Raw genomic sequence first — 15,399 nt, forward strand, 5'->3', positions numbered from 1 at the left:
GGTCGAGGGACGGAGGTGCGCGTTTCCCGTGGAACACCGCGGAGCACGGCCTCCGTCCCACACCCGGACGGCGCGCTGACCGGCGTGGACACGCCGCGACGGGCCGTCCGGGGGAGCCGGGAGAGCACCCCCGGCCCCGATAGGATCGACAGCGTCCGGCGCCCCGCGCGAGGGGCGCCAGGAGGGTGAGAACCGCGTGACCGAGACGACCCTGCCTCCCGGTGGAGGGTCCGGCGACCGCATCGAGCCGGTCGACATCCAGCAGGAGATGCAGCGCTCCTACATCGACTACGCGATGTCGGTCATCGTGGGTCGCGCGCTGCCCCTGGTCGAGGACGGGCTGAAGCCGGTCCACCGCCGCGTCCTGTACTCGATGTACGACTCGGGTTTCCGGCCCGACCGCAGCTACGTCAAGTGCGCCCGCGTGGTCGGCGACGTCATGGGGAACTACCACCCGCACGGCGACTCGGCGATCTACGACGCGCTCGTGCGCCTCGCGCAGCCGTGGTCGATGCGCTACCCGCTGATCGACGGCCAGGGCAACTTCGGCAGCCCGGGCAATGACCCGGCTGCCGCGATGAGGTATTGCGTCGTCGCCGATACGCGCGTCCGGCGGGCCGAGGGCGGCAGCCCGCGCATCGCCGATCTCGCGCCCGGCGCGGCGCCGAGCTCCGACACCGCGATCGACGAGAAGCTTCTCGACCGCAACGGCGACCCGGTGCGCGCGGAGATGTTCTTCCACTCCGGGGCGCACCCGACGCTGACGGTGACGACGCGGGAGGGTTACGAGCTCACCGGGACGCCCAACCACCCGGTCCTCTGCCTCGTCGACGTCGCCGGTGTGCCGACGCTGCTGTGGAAGCTCGCGGAGGAGATCCGCCCGGGCGACCGCGTCGCGATGAACCGCGTCGCCGCCGACGACCCGGGAGCGCCCGACTGGAGCGAGGCCGCAGCCGCCACCGTCCTCGGAGCCTTCGTCTCCGAGGGTTTCGTCTCGGAGAAGCGGGCCGGCTTCAACAACGTCGACCCCGAGTTCTTCGGACTCGTCCTGAGCGCGTTCGACACGGCGGTCGGAGGCCGGCGCTATGTGTCGGCGCGGACCATCGCGTCCGGCTCGACACTGCGTGAGATCGACGTCCATGACCTCACCAGCCTGCGTGGGAGCGTTCTCGGCGAGCTGGTCGGACAGCGCAGTGCCGCGAAGGCCGTGCCCGAGTTCGTCTGGGCGGGCGGTGCAGCACGCAAGCGCTTCTTCCTGCAGGCCCTGTTCACCGGCGACGGGTCCTGCTCGTCGCTGCCGCGCAACACCGTTCAGGTCTCCTACTCCACGCGCAGCGAGCAGCTCGCGAAGGATGTCCAGAACCTCCTGCTCGAGTTCGGCGTCGTCAGCAAGCGCTACCGGCACGCGGTGGGCGAGTGGAAGGTCGTCGTCACCAACCGGCGGGACGCGCGGCTGTTCGCCACCCGGATCGGTTTCGTCGGCGCCAAGCAGGAGAAGCTGGCCGGCATCCTCGGCGCCGAGGCCCGGGCCACGCGCGCGCTGGGATCGGACCACGTGCCGGGTCTCGGCGCGTTCCTCCGCGCCCACGGCACCACGGACCGGCGCAACCAGCAGTGGCTCGACCGCCACAACCTCGACCGTGTCGAGCGCTGGGAGCTCGGTCGTGACGAGATCCTCGCGCACGTCGACGAGCCCGACGCCCGGCGGATCGCGGAAGAGCTCAGCGACGGACGCTTCTACTACGCCGAGGTGGCCTCGGTCGTCGACGCCGGGGAGCGGGACGTCTACAGCGTCCGGATCGACTCGCCCGACCACGCGTTCCTGACCGACGGGTTCGTCAGCCACAACACCGAATGCCGGCTCACTCCGCTCGCGATGTCGATGCTCGCCGACATCGACGAGGAGACCGTCGACTTCGTCGACAACTACGACGGCCGCACGCAGGAGCCGGCCGTCCTGCCGAGCCGCATCCCGAACCTGCTGGTCAACGGCTCCGCCGGCATCGCGGTCGGCATGGCGACCAACATCCCGCCGCACAACCTGCGCGAGGTCGCCGACGGCGCGATGTGGGCGCTGGACAACCCCGAGGCCTCCGAGGAGGAGACCCTCGAGGCGCTCATGGCGCGGGTGAAGGGCCCGGACTTCCCCACGGCGGGGCTCGTCGTCGGCACCGACGGCATCGAGTCGGCCTACCGCACCGGCCGCGGCTCGATCCGCATGCGCGCGGTGGTCGAGGCCGAGGAGGACGCCAAGGGCCGCACGATCCTCGTCGTCACCGAGCTGCCCTACCAGGTCAACCCGGACTCGCTCATCGAGTCGATCGCGACGCTGGTGCGCGACGGGCGCATCCAGGGCATCGCCGAGATCAACGACGAGTCGTCGGACCGCGTGGGCCGCCGCATCGTCATCACGCTGCGCCGCGACGCCGTCGCGAAGGTCGTGCTGAACAACCTCTACAAGCACACGCAGCTGCAGTACAGCTTCGGCGTCAACATGCTCTCGATCGTCGACGGCGTGCCGCGCACCCTGCGGCTCGACCAGATGATCCGGCACTGGATCCGCCACCAGATCGACGTCATCGTCCGGCGCACGCGCTACCGCCTGCGCAAGGCCGAGGAGCGGGCCCACATCCTGCGCGGCCTGGTCAAGGCGCTCGACGCGCTCGACGAGGTCATCGCCCTGATCCGGGCGTCGGAGACCGTCGACGTCGCCCGCGCCGGCCTGATCGACCTGCTGGAGATCGACGAGATCCAGGCGCAGGCGATCCTCGACATGCAGCTGCGTCGCCTGGCCGCCCTCGAGCGCCAGAAGATCATCGACGAGCTGGCCGAGATCGAGGAGATAATCCGCGACCTCGAGGACATCCTGGCCCGCCCGGAGCGGCAGCGTCAGATCGTCCGCGACGAGCTCGGCGAGATCGTCGAGAAGCACGGCGACGACCGCATGACCCGTCTCGTCGGCTACGACGGCGAGGTCGCGGACGCGGACCTGATCGCGGTCGAGGACGTCGTCGTGACGATCACGCGGACCGGCTACGCGAAGCGCACCAAGACCGACCTCTACCGCACCCAGAAGCGGGGCGGTCGCGGGGTGCAGGGCGCGACGCTCAAGCAGGACGACATCGTCTCCCACTTCTTCGTGTGCTCCACGCACGACTGGCTGCTGTTCTTCACCAACAAGGGCCGCGTGTACCGGGCCAAGGCGTACGAGCTGCCCGAGGCGACGCGCAACGCTCGCGGCCAGCACGTGGCCAACCTCCTCGCGTTCCAGCCCGAGGAGCAGATCGCGCAGGTCATGCAGATCAAGGACTACGACGCGGCGCCGTACCTGGTGCTCGCGACGAAGGCCGGTCTGGTGAAGAAGTCGCGCCTGCAGGACTTCGACTCCAACCGCTCCGGCGGGCTCATCGGCATCAATCTGCGCGACAGCGACGAGCTCGTCGGTGCCGTGCTGTGCTCCGCCGACGACGACCTGCTGCTGGTGTCCGCCGAGGGCCAGTCGATCCGGTTCTCGGCCACCGACGAGGCGCTGCGCCCGATGGGCCGTGCCACGTCCGGCGTCACCGGCATGCGGTTCAACAGCGGCGACGAGCTGCTCTCGCTCGGCGTCGTGCGCGACGGGACGTTCCTGCTGGTCGCGACCGGCGGCGGGTACGCGAAGCGGACGCCGATCGAGGAGTACCCCGTGCAGGGCCGCGGCGGGAAGGGCGTGCTGACGCTGCAGTACGACCGCCGGCGCGGCACCCTCGTGGGTGCCCTGATCGTCGAGCTCGACGACGAGCTCTACGCGATCACCGAGAGCGGCGGGGTGATCCGGACGACGGCCAAGTCGGTCCGCAAGGCGGGACGACAGACCAAGGGCGTGCGCCTGATGAACCTCGGTGAGGGTGGCACGCTGCTCGCCATCGCCCGCAACGCCGAGGAGGCCGCCGACCCGGACGCCGGTGGATCGACGTCCTCGCAGCCCCAGCCCTGACCGGTCCTGACCGGTCCGTCCCCCGTCACCGACCGACGAGACGAGTTCCGTGAGTACACCGAGCAAGCCCGAGGAGCCGAGCTCCGCGACGTCGGAGGAGACGAAGCGCAGCGGAGCTCGACCCGTGGACGTGCGGGAGACGAAGGGCGGCGGAGCCCGGCCCGAGCAGTCGGAGACGTCGGGTCCGGGTGGGACGCGGACGAGCACGCAGGAGCCCGCCGACGCCGCGGCCTCGACCGAGGCGACGGAGGGCACGGACTCGGCGAGCGCGACGACCGCGGTCCCCGCGGTCGAGGGCGGCGGTGATACCGGCCGGACGGCCGAGACGTCGGCGCCGGGCGGGTCGTCGGGTGCCACCAACGGCAGCGCGAACGGCCACGGTGACGGCGAGGCCGGTTCGGGCAGCGGCCCGGTCGGTCCTCCGCCGCCGTGGCAGCGGGGCGGTACGGCCGTCGGCCCGCCGTCCGGTCCCCTGCCCGCGGGGGGTCGACCGGCCGGCCCGCCGACCCCCGCGGGCGGCCAGCCCCGCCCCGGACCGGGTGGTCCTCCCGGCGGACCGGGTGGTCCAGGCGGGGCGCACCCGCCGTCGGGCCCGTTCCCGCGTCCCGGCGGACCGGGCCCCCAGGGCGGCCCGAACGTCGGCCCGCCGTCGGGCGGTATCCCCGTCGCGGCACGGACGGCGCCGTCGGGTGGTGCCGCGCGGCCGGGCGGCACCGGCGAGGCCGGGCCGGGGTCGGGCGCCTCGGGCATCGACGCCCCGACGAACCAGCTCTCGCCCGAGCAGCTCGGCCTGCGCCAGCGCGAGGCCGACGATCGACGGGAGCCCGACGACGTCGCGGAGCTCGCGGCGGCCCGACCGCGCAGCGGGAAGGCGCCCCGGCGGGCCAGCCTGCAGGTGCGGCGCTTCGACCCGTGGTCGGTGCTGAAGCTCGCGCTCGTGCTGGGAGTGGCGCTCTTCTTCGTGTGGATGTTCGCCGTCGGCGTGCTCTACGCGGTCCTCGACGGCATGGGTGTGTGGGCGCAGCTCAACGGCACCTACCAGGACCTCACGTCCGACGCCGGGGGCGGCGGGGAGCTCATCACCGCCGGCGGCGTGTTCGGCGTGGCGGCCGTGATCGGCGTCGTCAACATCATCTTGTTCACCGCGCTCGCGAGCGTGTCGGCGTTCATCTACAACATCTCCGCCGACGTCGCGGGCGGTATCGAGGTCACGCTGTCCGAGCGCGAGTAGGGAGGCCGGGTGCGGGTGACGCGATGACCGTCGGGTACCGTGACGCCCGCACCTGGTTGGTTGCCGCGAGGGCCCATAGCTCAGTTGGTTAGAGCGCGTCGCTGATAACGACGAGGTCGCTGGTTCAAATCCAGCTGGGCCCACCACCACGGGTGCACCCCACCGACACGAACGGCCCCGGAGCATCGCGCTCCGGGGCCGTCGTCGTGCGTGCGGGGCTCAGCCCGAGAACGTCGCGGCGTGCTCGGAGCCCTTGCGCTGGGCCTCCCAGGCCTCCACGACGTTGTTGGGCACGCGGCCGCGGTCGGACACCTCGAAGCCCTGGGCCTTGGCCCACTCGCGGATCTGCTTCGAGGTCTCGCGGTCGTAGCCGCCGGGCGAGGTGGCCCGCGGGGTTCCCGTGCCGGCGCCGGAGCGGCGCCGGCCGCCCGAGGAGCGCCGACCGCCGGTGCGGCGGGCCGCGGCGACGTACTCGGCCAGCGCGTCGCGCAGCTTCGCGCTGTTCTTGTCGTCGAGGTCGATCTCGTAGGTCACGCCGTCGAGTGCGAACTCGACTGTTGTGATGTCCTCGGCCTCCTCCCCGGTCAGGTCGTCGACCAGGGTGACGATGGTCTTCTGGGCCATGGCGGGCGTGACTCCTCACTACATCATCGAACCGATGAGGTGCCGTCTATTCGTTGCATCGCGAGATTAGCAAAGAAATGACGAGGTGTTCGCACCGGACCCGTTTCGTGCTGTGAGCGTCACGCTCGCGAGGACAAATACTCCACCAGGCCCTCGAGGCCGCCGCCGAACACGTCCCCTTCGAAGAACGCCTTGAGCCGTTCGGCCTCACCGGGTTCGCAGTCGAAGAGCACCGACCAGCTCACGAAGGTTTCCCCGGTCGAGGTCACCGGAACGACGCGCACGGTCGCGCGGTAGTCGTGCACCGGAAACGGCGAATCGAGGATCGCGTAGGTCAGAGTGCGCGCGCGGTCGTCGCGGGAGATGAGCCTCTCCCGCACGACGCCGCCGTCGCCGAGGGTGAGTTTCCGCACCGCGCCGAGCTGGTCGGACGACGCGCCGCCCTCGAGCTCGCTGGCCGTGATCGCGGGAACCCAGGAGGGCAGGGCGTCGAAGTCGCGGACCACCCGCCACACGGCGTCGGCGTCGGCGGGGACGACGGTGCTGCTCATGGTCTCGGGCATCAGGGGGCCTCCTGGGGGTCGGAACCGGGGCGGAGCTGGACGAATGCTCGTGTGGTGGCCGTGAGGGCCTGCTCGGTGGGGAGTCGTTCCATGCTGCTGGCGCCGTAGAAGCCGTGGCAGGTCCGCGTCCGGGAGAGCACGAACGCCGCGTCGTCGGGCGACGACACCGGTCCGCCGTGGACGAGGACGAGGACGTCGTCGCGCACCTCGAGCGCCGCGGTCGCCCACTCGTCCACGAGATCGACACAGTCCGAGAGCGATTTCGCGGTCTGGGCGCCGATCGATCCGCCGGTCGTGAGTCCCATGTGGCACACCACGATGTCGGCACCGGCCTGCGCCATCGCGCGGGCGTCGTCGGCGGAGAACACGTACGGCGTCGTGAGCAGATCCTCGTCGTGCGCTGCGGCGATGAGTTCGACCTCACGATCGAAGCCCATCCCGGTCTCCTCGAGATTCACCCGGAAGGTGCCGTCGATGAGGCCGACGGTCGGAAAGTTCTGCACTCCGGCGAACCCGAGATCCCGCAGCTCGCGGAGGAACCGGGGGCGCAGGAGGAAGGGATCGGTGCCGTTCACGCCGGCGAGCACCGGGGTGTGGCGGACGACGGGGATGACCTCGCGCGCCATCTCGACGACGATGTCGTTGGCGTTGCCGTACGCGAGGAGCCCGGCGAGGGAACCGCGCCCCGCCATGCGGTATCGGCCGGAATTGTAGATGACGATGAGGTCGATCCCGCCCTCTTCCTCGCAGCGGGCGGACAGACCGGTGCCGGCGCCGCCGCCGACGATCGGCTCGCCCCGGTCGACCTTGGCACGCAGGCGCTCGAGGATCTCGGCGCGGGTCACGGGCGTCCTCCGGTGATCTCCCCGAGGGCGGCCACCAGCGTGGCCGCGAACTCGGGGTCGTTGACGTGGTGCGGGCTCTCGACGATCCGGTGGGTGTCGTCGGCGCGGAACCTCTCCCGCAGGGTGTCGAAGAGCGCGGCGTCGGCCTCGGGATCGGCGAAGGGCATGCCGGGTGCGTCGAGGGCCGAGACACCGCCGGTGGGCAGGACCAGGCGCACCGGGCCCGGGCAGGCGTTGAGGCGGTCGGCGAGGAACCCCGCCGCGGCCCGGCACTCGTCGGGCGTGGTGCGCATCAGCGTCACCTGCGCGTTGTGCTCGTAGAGCGTCCGTCCGCGGAACTGCTCGGGGACGGTGTCCGGCGCCCCGAAGTTGACCATGTCGAGCGCGCCCACCGACCCGACCCACGGCACGCCCGTGCGCGCGACGGCCCCGAGGCGGTCCTCGCTGGCCGCCATGACCCCGCCCACGACCATGTCCGCGATCTCGGTGGTGCTGACGTCGACGACGGCCTGGACCAGCCCGTCGTCGACGAGCTTCTCCATCGCCCGCCCGCCGGTGCCGGTCGCGTGGAAGACGAGGCAGTCCCACTGCTCGGCGACGGCCTCGGTGACGGCCGTGACGCACGGCGTCGTGACGCCGAACATCGTCAGGCCGAGCGCCGGCTTGTCCTGCGCGGCGGGCGGCTCCGTCGCGATCATCCCGCCGAGCGCGTGCGCGGCGTTGCCGAGCACCCGGCGGCTGATGCGGTTGAGGCCCGCGACGTCGGTGACCGAGTACATGAGCGTCAGGTCGACCGACCCGACGTACGGGGCGACGTTGCCGGACGCGACCGTCGAGACGACGACCTTCGGCAGCCCGACCGGCAGGCGCTGCAGCGCCGGCGTCACGAGCGCCGTCCCGCCCGAGCCGCCGAGCGCGATCACCCCCGCGACATCGTCCCGCGCCGGGAGCCACCGCTCCAGCGCCGCGCTCATCGCCGACACCGAGCTGCCGCGATCGCCGGTGAACGCCTGGTCCGCGCCCGCGACCTCCCGCGGCCCGACGTCGGCGGTGCTCGCCTCCGGGTCGGTCGTGCCGACGTCGACCGTCGTCACCGCGTGACCCGCGTCCCGCAGGAGCCCCGCGACGTAGCGCAGCTCCTCGCCCTTCGTGTCGAACGTGCCCACCACGTAGGCACGGCCGGTCGAGCCCATCGCTGCTCCCGTCCTCGACGCCGTCGTCCGTGGTGAGTCCTACCGCCCGGGGCGGGCGCGACGCGAGGCCCTCCGACGATCACGGGCTCCGCGCGTGTCAGCGAAGTGCCGTCACGGACGCTCAGCGTCCGTATCGGGACTTCGATCACCACAACGGCCGGGGAGTGCGAGTCGTCGGGCCCATCCGGGCGCTGCGGTACCGTGGGTCGGGTACTCGTGGGAAGGGGGTGCGGTGAAGGCGCTCGTCACGCTCGCCCTGGCTGCCGGGGCCGTCGTCCTCCTCCGGCGTCAGCGCGAACAGCAACCCACGAAGGACGTCTGGCGCGAGGCGACGACCTCGGCCTGACCCTCGGGGACGTAGCTCAATTGGCAGAGCACCGCCTTTGCAAGGCGGGGGTTGAGGGTTCGATTCCCTTCGTCTCCACACATCCTGACCTGCGGAAACGTTCGCTCTCGTGATCTTCCGGACCCGGACGTGGCACGAAGCGACGGCGGTGCTCGTCGCCGACTCCCATCACATCCGTTGACGGAGTTCACGGTTCGGCCGCCCATGGCCGGCATGTGCGCGGCCGACGACGACGAACACCAACAGGTCCGTCTCGGCGCGAGGGCGGAGGCCCACGCGGGGCGGCCGACGTGGCGGTGCTCCCCGCCTTCATCAAGACGACCTCCGACCAGAAGCCGTTGCGTGATCGCGTTCTGCCGGTTCGCCTGGGCGGGGAGCGACCGGTGTATGTGTACGACACGGCGCGGCAGGCGCTCGCGGATGGTGCTCAGACGGGTCGCGCTCCCCCTGAGGTCCCGGGAAAGTCGACCCCCTCCGGGATGATTCGGGAGGTGATCACGGTGGAGGACTGGGGCGGAGTTCCGTCGGCCCATGGGGCCGAGGGGCTCCCGATCAGGAGATCGCGCGGCCGACGGGGCTGGCGCGGAACACGGTGCGCGCGGCGCTGCTGCCGCGCGACGTCAGAGGCGGCCGACGTCGAGGTAACCCCCCGCAGACGCGCCGCCCTGGTTCGTCGACGCAGCGGTCGAGACGATCGGCGGCGTGACTGCGTAGCCCCTCGGCGCCGGGTCAGCAGCACTCCGGCCAGCGCCGTCGCCTCCGCGGGCCGGTCCAGCGCGTCCGCGCCGGCCGCCTCGTCTGAGCGGTAGGCGGGAGCCGCGGGATCGGCTCCTCCTGCACTACCTCCCACACCTGCACGTTGTCTGCGCCGCCGACGGCCAGCAGAGGTCGGCCCCACGATCGCCCCCCGTGACCACTCCACAGCGGCGGAATGCGGCACGGTGTACGATCAACCGCTCCGACCCGCAGAAGGGGATGGCGAACTCGGGATGTGCCACATTGCCGCCGCGACGTCGACCGAGTAGGTCCCGTCGTCGGCCGTGTCCACAGGGGTCTTCTCCTCGAGGAAACGCTCGTACGCGGCCTGCTCGGCACCAGGAGCGGGACGACCGCTCGCGGTGACGACACGCCACCACGGCCCAGCATGACCATCCGTCCTGAGCGCGTGACCCACGCTGCGCGCGGTCGCGCCCTCGACGACGTCGGCGATCGACCCGTAGGTCGTCACCCGTCCCGGCGGGACCGACGCCACGATCGCGAGGACCTGCTCGGTCGTGCTCACGAGGACTCCTCCGGCTGGACGAGGTGGAAGGTGTCGCGGCCGTGGGGCCGCCCGTTGACCTGGAGCTCGATCGCGTGCTCGCCCGGATGGAAGGTCCGGGTCGTCCGGGCGTGGAACGAGTAGGACTTGTCGACGACCACCGTGTCGCCGGGCGCGATCGACCGGGACGCGAGCTTGAAGACCTTGGGGCGCAGCTCGCCGCGGGCCGTCCGGAAGTGCAGGACGAAGTCGATCGCGGTCCGGGCCGGCCGGGTCCCGGTGTTCGTGATCCGCGCGGTGAAGTCGACCGCCGCGCCCAGGGGGACCCGGTGCTCGGTCACGGTCGGCCCGTCCGCCCGGAACTCGGCGCCCTCGAACCCCATCAGGGCGAGAGCTCTCGGGTGCCCCTTCTTGACCAGGGTGCGCAGCGCATGTCGGGCGACCTGCGGCATGTTCCCCTCCGGTCGGTCCAGCCACCCCGCCACGATGTCGGCGGCCAGATCGGGATCGTCGCGGCTGAGGTCGTTGACGTGGTTGGCCACCGACCGGCGCACGTACTCCGACTCGTCGGTGTAGAGCGCGTCGACGACGGCGCGGGTGACCCCGGGCCGGCGGACCAGCTCCGGGACGCCCCGGGCCCACGGCAGGTGGGAGCGCGTCCCCTCGCTCGCGAGCCGGCGCACGTGCAGGTCCGGGCTCCGCGTCCATGCCTCGGCCACCTCGAGCGTCCGCTCGAGTCTCGCCGGGAGCATGTCCCGGATGGCGAACTCACCGGACAGCCGGGTGGTGAGCAGGGCGAGGACGTCCAGGGCGTCGTCGAAGCTCCGCGCGGAGCCCGACGCCAGGGCCCGGTCGACGACGGCCTCCGACACCGGCCACAGCATCCAGCCGGTGAACGTCTCGTCCTCGAACGCGGCGCGAACCACCGCGGCCGCTTCGTCGTACCCGGGAGGGAGATCGACCAAAAGGGCGTCCCGCACGACGTCGACCCGCCGACGGAGCTTCTGATCGGCGACGCGACACACCTCGAGCGCTGTCGGCTCGACGCCGACCTGCCGCAGCAGCCGCGCGAGCTGTCCGATCACGGCGGCGTCGATCATCTCGTCCATGGCTCCCACGAGGATCAGCCGACCCGGAAGACCGGCCAGCCGATCTCGGTGCGCCACGCGGCCGGATCGGGGGTGTCGCGCGGCCCGACCAGATAGCGCTCCCGGACCGGCCCGGCCACCGACATCGCGTTCTCCACCACCCAGGTCCCGAGCTGCCCGTAGGTGACCTCGACGCCGTCGTGCTCGCCGACGTGGGTGGTGACGGCCAGTTCCACGGGCGGCAGGTCCGCGGGGTGGACACGTCCGGTGCGCGGTGGCGCGAAGGCGGTCGGCAGGTACAGGAGCGCGTGGCCGCGCTCCTGCTCGAAGAGGGCATTGTCGAAGGTCCCCCCGAGAGGTCCGGCCGCCGCGGGGCCGACGGCTGCGTCCAGTTCGGCCACCGCGCCGGCGAACCAGCTCTCCACCTCGTGGTGCCCGACGACGCCCTCCACCGCCGCGACCGTCCGGGCGGGCTCCGCGCGCAGCTCGACGTCGAGAGGCGCGGGGTCGGGCCGGAGCAGGCGCCGCAGCGAGACGACCGCGGCACGCGTCCGGGCGAGCTCGCCCTCGAGGCGCTGCAGGTGGTCGGCGACCAGCGCCGCCCGAACCTCCGGGTCGGGGGTCCGCAGGATCCGCTGCACGTCGCCCAGGGGAACGTCGAGCTCCCGGAGCCGCTGGATGACCTGTGCGGTCGGGATCTGGTCCACCGCGTAGTAGCGGTAGCCGGTCGCCTCGTCTACGACGGCGGGCTCGAGCAGGCTCGCCTCGTGGTAGCGGCGCAGGGTACGCACGCTCAGGTGGGTCAGCTGCGAGAACTCCCCGATGGTCAGCACCCCCGCAGCCTGGACCCTCCCCCAGGGAGAGGGTCCAGCTCTTGACCCTCCCGCGCCGCGAGCTCGCACGGTGGGCCCATGACACAGCACACCGACCTTTCCTCCGAGGCCCTCCCGGCCACCGTGCGCGACTTCGTGGCCGCCCACGTCGCCGGCGACGACGACACTGCGTCCTCCTCCTTCACCGACGACGTGGTGCTCGTCGACCAGGGCCAGACCCTCCACGGCCGGGAGGAGGCGCTCGCGTTCCTGCGCGCCGCCTCGACCCAGTTCGAGTACACGGCCGAGCAGACCGGTGCCCGCCGCATCGACGCCACCCACTGGACGGTCACGCTCCACCTGGAGGGCGACTTCCCGGGTGGGGTCGCCGACCTCGACTACCGGTTCACCCTGCGGGACGACCTCGTGGCCGAGCTCGTCATCGGGAACCACGAGGCCTGACCCGTCGACCGCCACCGGAGGAGAACATGTCCAGTTCGGATCGCGGTCGTCTCGACGGGCGTCGGGCGCTCGTCACGGGCGGGTCGAAGGGCGCGGGAAAGGCCGTCGTCGAGCGGCTGCGGGAGATGGGCGCCGACGTGTACACGACGGCCCGGACCATGCCCGACGGGTACGACCGGCCCGACCGCTTCATCGCGGCGGACACCGCGACGGCGGCCGGCACCGACGCCGTAGTCGCGCGGCTCGCGGAGAACGGGCCGCTCGACGTCCTGGTGCACGTCGTGGGTGGGGCCTCGACGCCGCCCGGCGGGTTCGCGGCCATCACCGACGAGCAGTGGCTCGTCGAGCTGAACCTGAACCTCCTGGGCGCGGTGCGGCTCGACCGGGCGCTCCTGCCGACGATGGTCGAGGCCGGGTCGGGCGTGATCGTCCACGTGACCTCGATCCAGCGCGAACTGCCCCTGTACGACGCGTCGCTGGCGTACGCGGCGGCGAAGGCGGCGTTGCGCACGTACAGCAAGGGGCTCGCGAACGAGGTCGCGCCACGCGGCGTCCGGGTCAACGCCGTCAGCCCCGGCGGGATCGAGACCGAGGCGTACGAGGAGTTCGTGGACCGGATCGCCGAAGGCAACGGCCTCACCCGGGACGGCGCGAAGCAGATGATCTTCGACTCCCTGGGCGGGGTGCCGCTGGGACGGTTCGCGCACCCCGAGGAGATCGCGGACCTGGTCGGGTTCCTGGTCTCGGACCGCGCCTCGGCGATCGTCGGCGCCGAGTACGTGATCGACGGCGGAACCGTTCCGACAGTCTGAGCCCGAACCCGGCCGCTTCAACCGCTTGCACAGGGAGAGACCTGAGCTCAGCTCCTGGTCGGTGCGACATCACGGGAGATGTCGCTGAGCCGGATGGCACGCGACCGCATCGGCTCGCCCATCCTGGTCCGGCTGCTCCCGTCGCCGATGCTCGATGACCGCAACGACTCACCCTCCGCTGAGCAGATGCGCGGCGTCGGAGTCTGGTCGACAACGCCCCCGCGCCGCCGGGCTCCTCGCGGTGTGCTGAGGGGCCTGGTCGACGCCGTAGTGGCGGTATCCGGTCGCGTCGTCCACGGACGCCGGTTCGAGCAGACCTGAGTCGGGTCAGCTTCGGAGAACCGATGCTTGGCAGAAGTTGACCATCGCGGACGTCAGCCGCCGTCGGCGAGTGGACGCGCCAACCACCCGTTTCGTGGCACGCCTCGTGGCACGAAACCAGAGCTACCGGCGATGCTGAGGAGCATCCAGCGACGGCCCGCGAGGACATCGTTGCTGGCAGAGGCCCTGGTCAACGCGATCGTCCATCTTTGCAAGGCGGGGGTGGAGGGTTCGATTCCCTTCGTCTCCACCCATCCTGACCTGCGATAACGCTTGCTCTCGTGATCTTCCGTGTCCGGACGTGGCACGAAATCGCGGCGGTGCTCATCGTTGGCTCCAGCCACATCCGTTGACTGGCTAGGTTCTCGATTCTCCGTGTCGGCCGTGTTGCTCGAGGGCGTGTCGGTGACCGTCGCTAACGTCCGACATGTGCCGGTCAAGGTCAGCGAGATGATCAAGCTCCTCGAGGCCGACGGCTGGTATCTCGTCCGCGTCACCGGGAGTCATCGTCAGTTCAGGCACCCGATGAAGCCGGGCACGGCCACGATCGCGGGGAAGCCGAGCGCGACGTTGCCGCGCGGAACCGAGAAGAGCATCCTCAGACAAGCTGACATCGAGGGGAGGTCGCGTTGACCGGATACGCGGTGGTCGTCGAGCGCGACGAGGACGGTGGCTTCGGGGCCTGGAGCCCGGACCTCCCCGGGTGCGTCGCCGCTGCGGACACCTACGACGAGTGCGTGCAGTTGATGCGCGAGGCCGTGGTCCTGCACATCGAAGATCTACGTGCGCACGGCGACCCGGTGCCGTCCCCGTCCACGGTCGGTCTGCTCACGGTCGAAGCTGCTTAGGCGGCAGCGTTCTGGTCGGGCGCGCGAGCGGGCGTCCGCTCTCGTCGGTATCGCCGACCAAGGGCTCGTGTCATCGCGTCGACACATCGGACACACGCGGCGTCGGTGCGCACCCGGGCGACGCGGGTGCCGAGATTCATGTCTTGGTCGGTGGTGATCGGGGGTTCGAGCCATCGCCCGCGAATTCGACGTGAGCACCGAGGCCGTGGGCTACAGGCTGATCGACCTCGGCATGCTCTCCATGAGCGGGCCGTTGGTCGGCGAGACGGCCCGGACGGTGGCCGCGCGGGCGACCGTCCTCGGTGGCGGCGTCGGCTCAGGACCGCGTGCTCAGCCGTCCGACGATGTCGACGAGGGCGTCGGCGTGCAGTTCGAACAGGTCGACCAGGTCGACGTCGTCGCCGATCTCGTGGGCGATGAACAGCCCGTCGGCGGCGGCGAGGGCATACACGGCTACGCGCCGGACCGCGGCGTCGTCCAGCTCCGGCGCGAGCTGGGTGACGGCGTGGATGAGGCGCTCGTGGGCGACGTGGCGGACCTGCAGGAACATCGTGCGCGCACTCGGCTCCTCGGGGCGGCGCTCGAGGGCGAGCATCAGCCCGAGGCGCAGGAAGTCCGGGGTGTCGAGGAGGGACGTGGCGACCTGGCGGGCGAGAGCGCGAGCGCGCCCCCGGGCGAGTTCGACCTGCTCGGCGTCGGCTGAGGCTTCCTGCGCGTCGGCCTCGGGCAGCGTCATCGCGTCGAGCCAGGTGCCGAAGCTGCGCTCGATCACCGCCGCGATGAGCGCGTCCTTGTCCTGGAAGTGCCAGTAGATCGAGCTGGCCGGCAGCCTGGCCCGGTCGCTGACCAGTTTGATGCTGGTGCCTTCGTAACCGCGCTCGCCGGCGATCTCCACCGTGGCGTCCAGGATGCGCCGACGCGACTCCTCGCCGTTGGCCCGCCGCTGCCGGGTCGTGCGCTCGCTCACCGCACCGCTCCTCGTCCGTTGGCCTGAAACCGAGCTTACCGTAGCGATTG

The 15,399-nt window shown here is 71.5% G+C and carries 15 protein-coding genes and 2 tRNA genes; 9 read left to right on the plus strand and 8 right to left on the minus strand.

The genetic code is table 11. From position 1 onward, the window contains the following. Positions 1-196: 196 nt before the first annotated feature. From gyrA to ACR9E3_RS04905, 3 genes are all read left to right on the plus strand, one after another. Positions 197-3,976, plus strand: coding sequence for an intein-containing DNA gyrase subunit A (gene gyrA, locus ACR9E3_RS04895; RefSeq protein WP_460378929.1), 3,780 nt, complete (start codon positions 197-199; stop codon positions 3,974-3,976). 49 nt (positions 3,977-4,025) lie between these two features. Continuing rightward, positions 4,026-5,207 (plus strand): DUF3566 domain-containing protein, encoded by a 1,182-nt coding sequence (locus tag ACR9E3_RS04900; protein WP_460378930.1) that lies wholly within the window; start codon positions 4,026-4,028, stop codon positions 5,205-5,207. Between the two features lie 69 nt (positions 5,208-5,276). Continuing rightward, a tRNA-Ile gene (locus tag ACR9E3_RS04905) sits at positions 5,277-5,353 on the plus strand. 73 nt (positions 5,354-5,426) lie between these two features. On the opposite strand, the gene ACR9E3_RS04910 is transcribed toward ACR9E3_RS04905, so the two are convergent. The 4 genes from ACR9E3_RS04910 to ACR9E3_RS04925 all read right to left on the minus strand — a co-directional run bounded on the left by ACR9E3_RS04910 (position 5,427) and on the right by ACR9E3_RS04925 (position 8,432). Continuing rightward, complete coding sequence (locus ACR9E3_RS04910; RefSeq protein WP_285658390.1) at positions 5,427-5,831, minus strand: histone-like nucleoid-structuring protein Lsr2; 405 nt, start codon at positions 5,829-5,831, stop codon at positions 5,427-5,429. Between the two features lie 119 nt (positions 5,832-5,950). Next, positions 5,951-6,394 (minus strand): SRPBCC family protein, encoded by a 444-nt coding sequence (locus ACR9E3_RS04915; protein WP_460378931.1) that lies wholly within the window; start codon positions 6,392-6,394, stop codon positions 5,951-5,953. After that, on the minus strand, positions 6,394-7,239 hold the full coding sequence (locus tag ACR9E3_RS04920) for a phosphoenolpyruvate hydrolase family protein (protein WP_460378932.1): 846 nt from the start codon (positions 7,237-7,239) through the stop codon (positions 6,394-6,396). The genes ACR9E3_RS04915 and ACR9E3_RS04920 overlap by 1 nt, the downstream gene beginning before the upstream one ends. Then, entirely contained in the window at positions 7,236-8,432 is a 1,197-nt protein-coding gene (locus ACR9E3_RS04925) for a Tm-1-like ATP-binding domain-containing protein (RefSeq protein WP_460378933.1), read from the minus strand. The genes ACR9E3_RS04920 and ACR9E3_RS04925 overlap by 4 nt, the downstream gene beginning before the upstream one ends. A gap of 232 nt (positions 8,433-8,664) precedes the next feature. Here ACR9E3_RS04925 and ACR9E3_RS04930 point away from each other — a divergent pair, with 232 nt between their 5' ends. Together ACR9E3_RS04930 and ACR9E3_RS04935 are read left to right on the plus strand one after the other, a co-directional pair. Next, the gene (locus ACR9E3_RS04930; RefSeq protein ID WP_460378934.1) at positions 8,665-8,778 is read left to right on the plus strand and encodes a DLW-39 family protein; all 114 of its coding nucleotides are present in this window, start codon (positions 8,665-8,667) and stop codon (positions 8,776-8,778) included. Between the two features lie 5 nt (positions 8,779-8,783). Continuing rightward, positions 8,784-8,856, plus strand: a tRNA-Ala gene (locus ACR9E3_RS04935). Between the two features lie 871 nt (positions 8,857-9,727). On the opposite strand, the gene ACR9E3_RS04940 is transcribed toward ACR9E3_RS04935, so the two are convergent. The 3 genes from ACR9E3_RS04940 to ACR9E3_RS04950 are packed head-to-tail and all read right to left on the minus strand — an operon-like array spanning position 9,728 to position 11,960. After that, positions 9,728-10,060 carry an MGMT family protein gene (locus tag ACR9E3_RS04940; RefSeq protein ID WP_460378935.1) on the minus strand — a complete coding sequence of 111 codons (333 nt, stop codon included), beginning with the start codon at positions 10,058-10,060 and terminating at the stop codon, positions 9,728-9,730. Then, on the minus strand, positions 10,057-11,148 hold the full coding sequence (locus ACR9E3_RS04945; RefSeq protein WP_460378936.1) for a DNA alkylation repair protein: 1,092 nt from the start codon (positions 11,146-11,148) through the stop codon (positions 10,057-10,059). The genes ACR9E3_RS04940 and ACR9E3_RS04945 overlap by 4 nt, the downstream gene beginning before the upstream one ends. Before the next feature lie 14 nt (positions 11,149-11,162). Further along, positions 11,163-11,960, minus strand: coding sequence for a MerR family transcriptional regulator (locus ACR9E3_RS04950; RefSeq protein ID WP_460378937.1), 798 nt, complete (start codon positions 11,958-11,960; stop codon positions 11,163-11,165). A 78-nt stretch (positions 11,961-12,038) separates the two neighbouring features. Between ACR9E3_RS04950 and ACR9E3_RS04955 the strand changes: the two genes are divergently transcribed. From ACR9E3_RS04955 to ACR9E3_RS04970, 4 genes are all read left to right on the plus strand, one after another. After that, positions 12,039-12,401 carry a nuclear transport factor 2 family protein gene (locus ACR9E3_RS04955; protein WP_460378938.1) on the plus strand — a complete coding sequence of 121 codons (363 nt, stop codon included), beginning with the start codon at positions 12,039-12,041 and terminating at the stop codon, positions 12,399-12,401. A gap of 26 nt (positions 12,402-12,427) precedes the next feature. Then, on the plus strand, positions 12,428-13,213 hold the full coding sequence (locus ACR9E3_RS04960) for an SDR family oxidoreductase (protein ID WP_460378939.1): 786 nt from the start codon (positions 12,428-12,430) through the stop codon (positions 13,211-13,213). A 696-nt stretch (positions 13,214-13,909) separates the two neighbouring features. Beyond that, positions 13,910-14,167 (plus strand): type II toxin-antitoxin system HicA family toxin, encoded by a 258-nt coding sequence (locus tag ACR9E3_RS04965; protein WP_460378940.1) that lies wholly within the window; start codon positions 13,910-13,912, stop codon positions 14,165-14,167. Further along, positions 14,164-14,382, plus strand: a complete 219-nt coding sequence (locus ACR9E3_RS04970; RefSeq protein WP_460378941.1) for a type II toxin-antitoxin system HicB family antitoxin — start codon at positions 14,164-14,166, stop codon at positions 14,380-14,382. Before ACR9E3_RS04965 ends, ACR9E3_RS04970 begins: the two co-directional genes overlap by 4 nt. A 316-nt stretch (positions 14,383-14,698) precedes the next feature. On the opposite strand, the gene ACR9E3_RS04975 is transcribed toward ACR9E3_RS04970, so the two are convergent. Further along, complete coding sequence (locus ACR9E3_RS04975) at positions 14,699-15,349, minus strand: TetR/AcrR family transcriptional regulator (RefSeq protein WP_460378942.1); 651 nt, start codon at positions 15,347-15,349, stop codon at positions 14,699-14,701. Positions 15,350-15,399 lie beyond the last annotated feature (50 nt).

The sequence above is a fragment of the Actinomycetospora sp. C-140 genome, assembly GCF_054796175.1.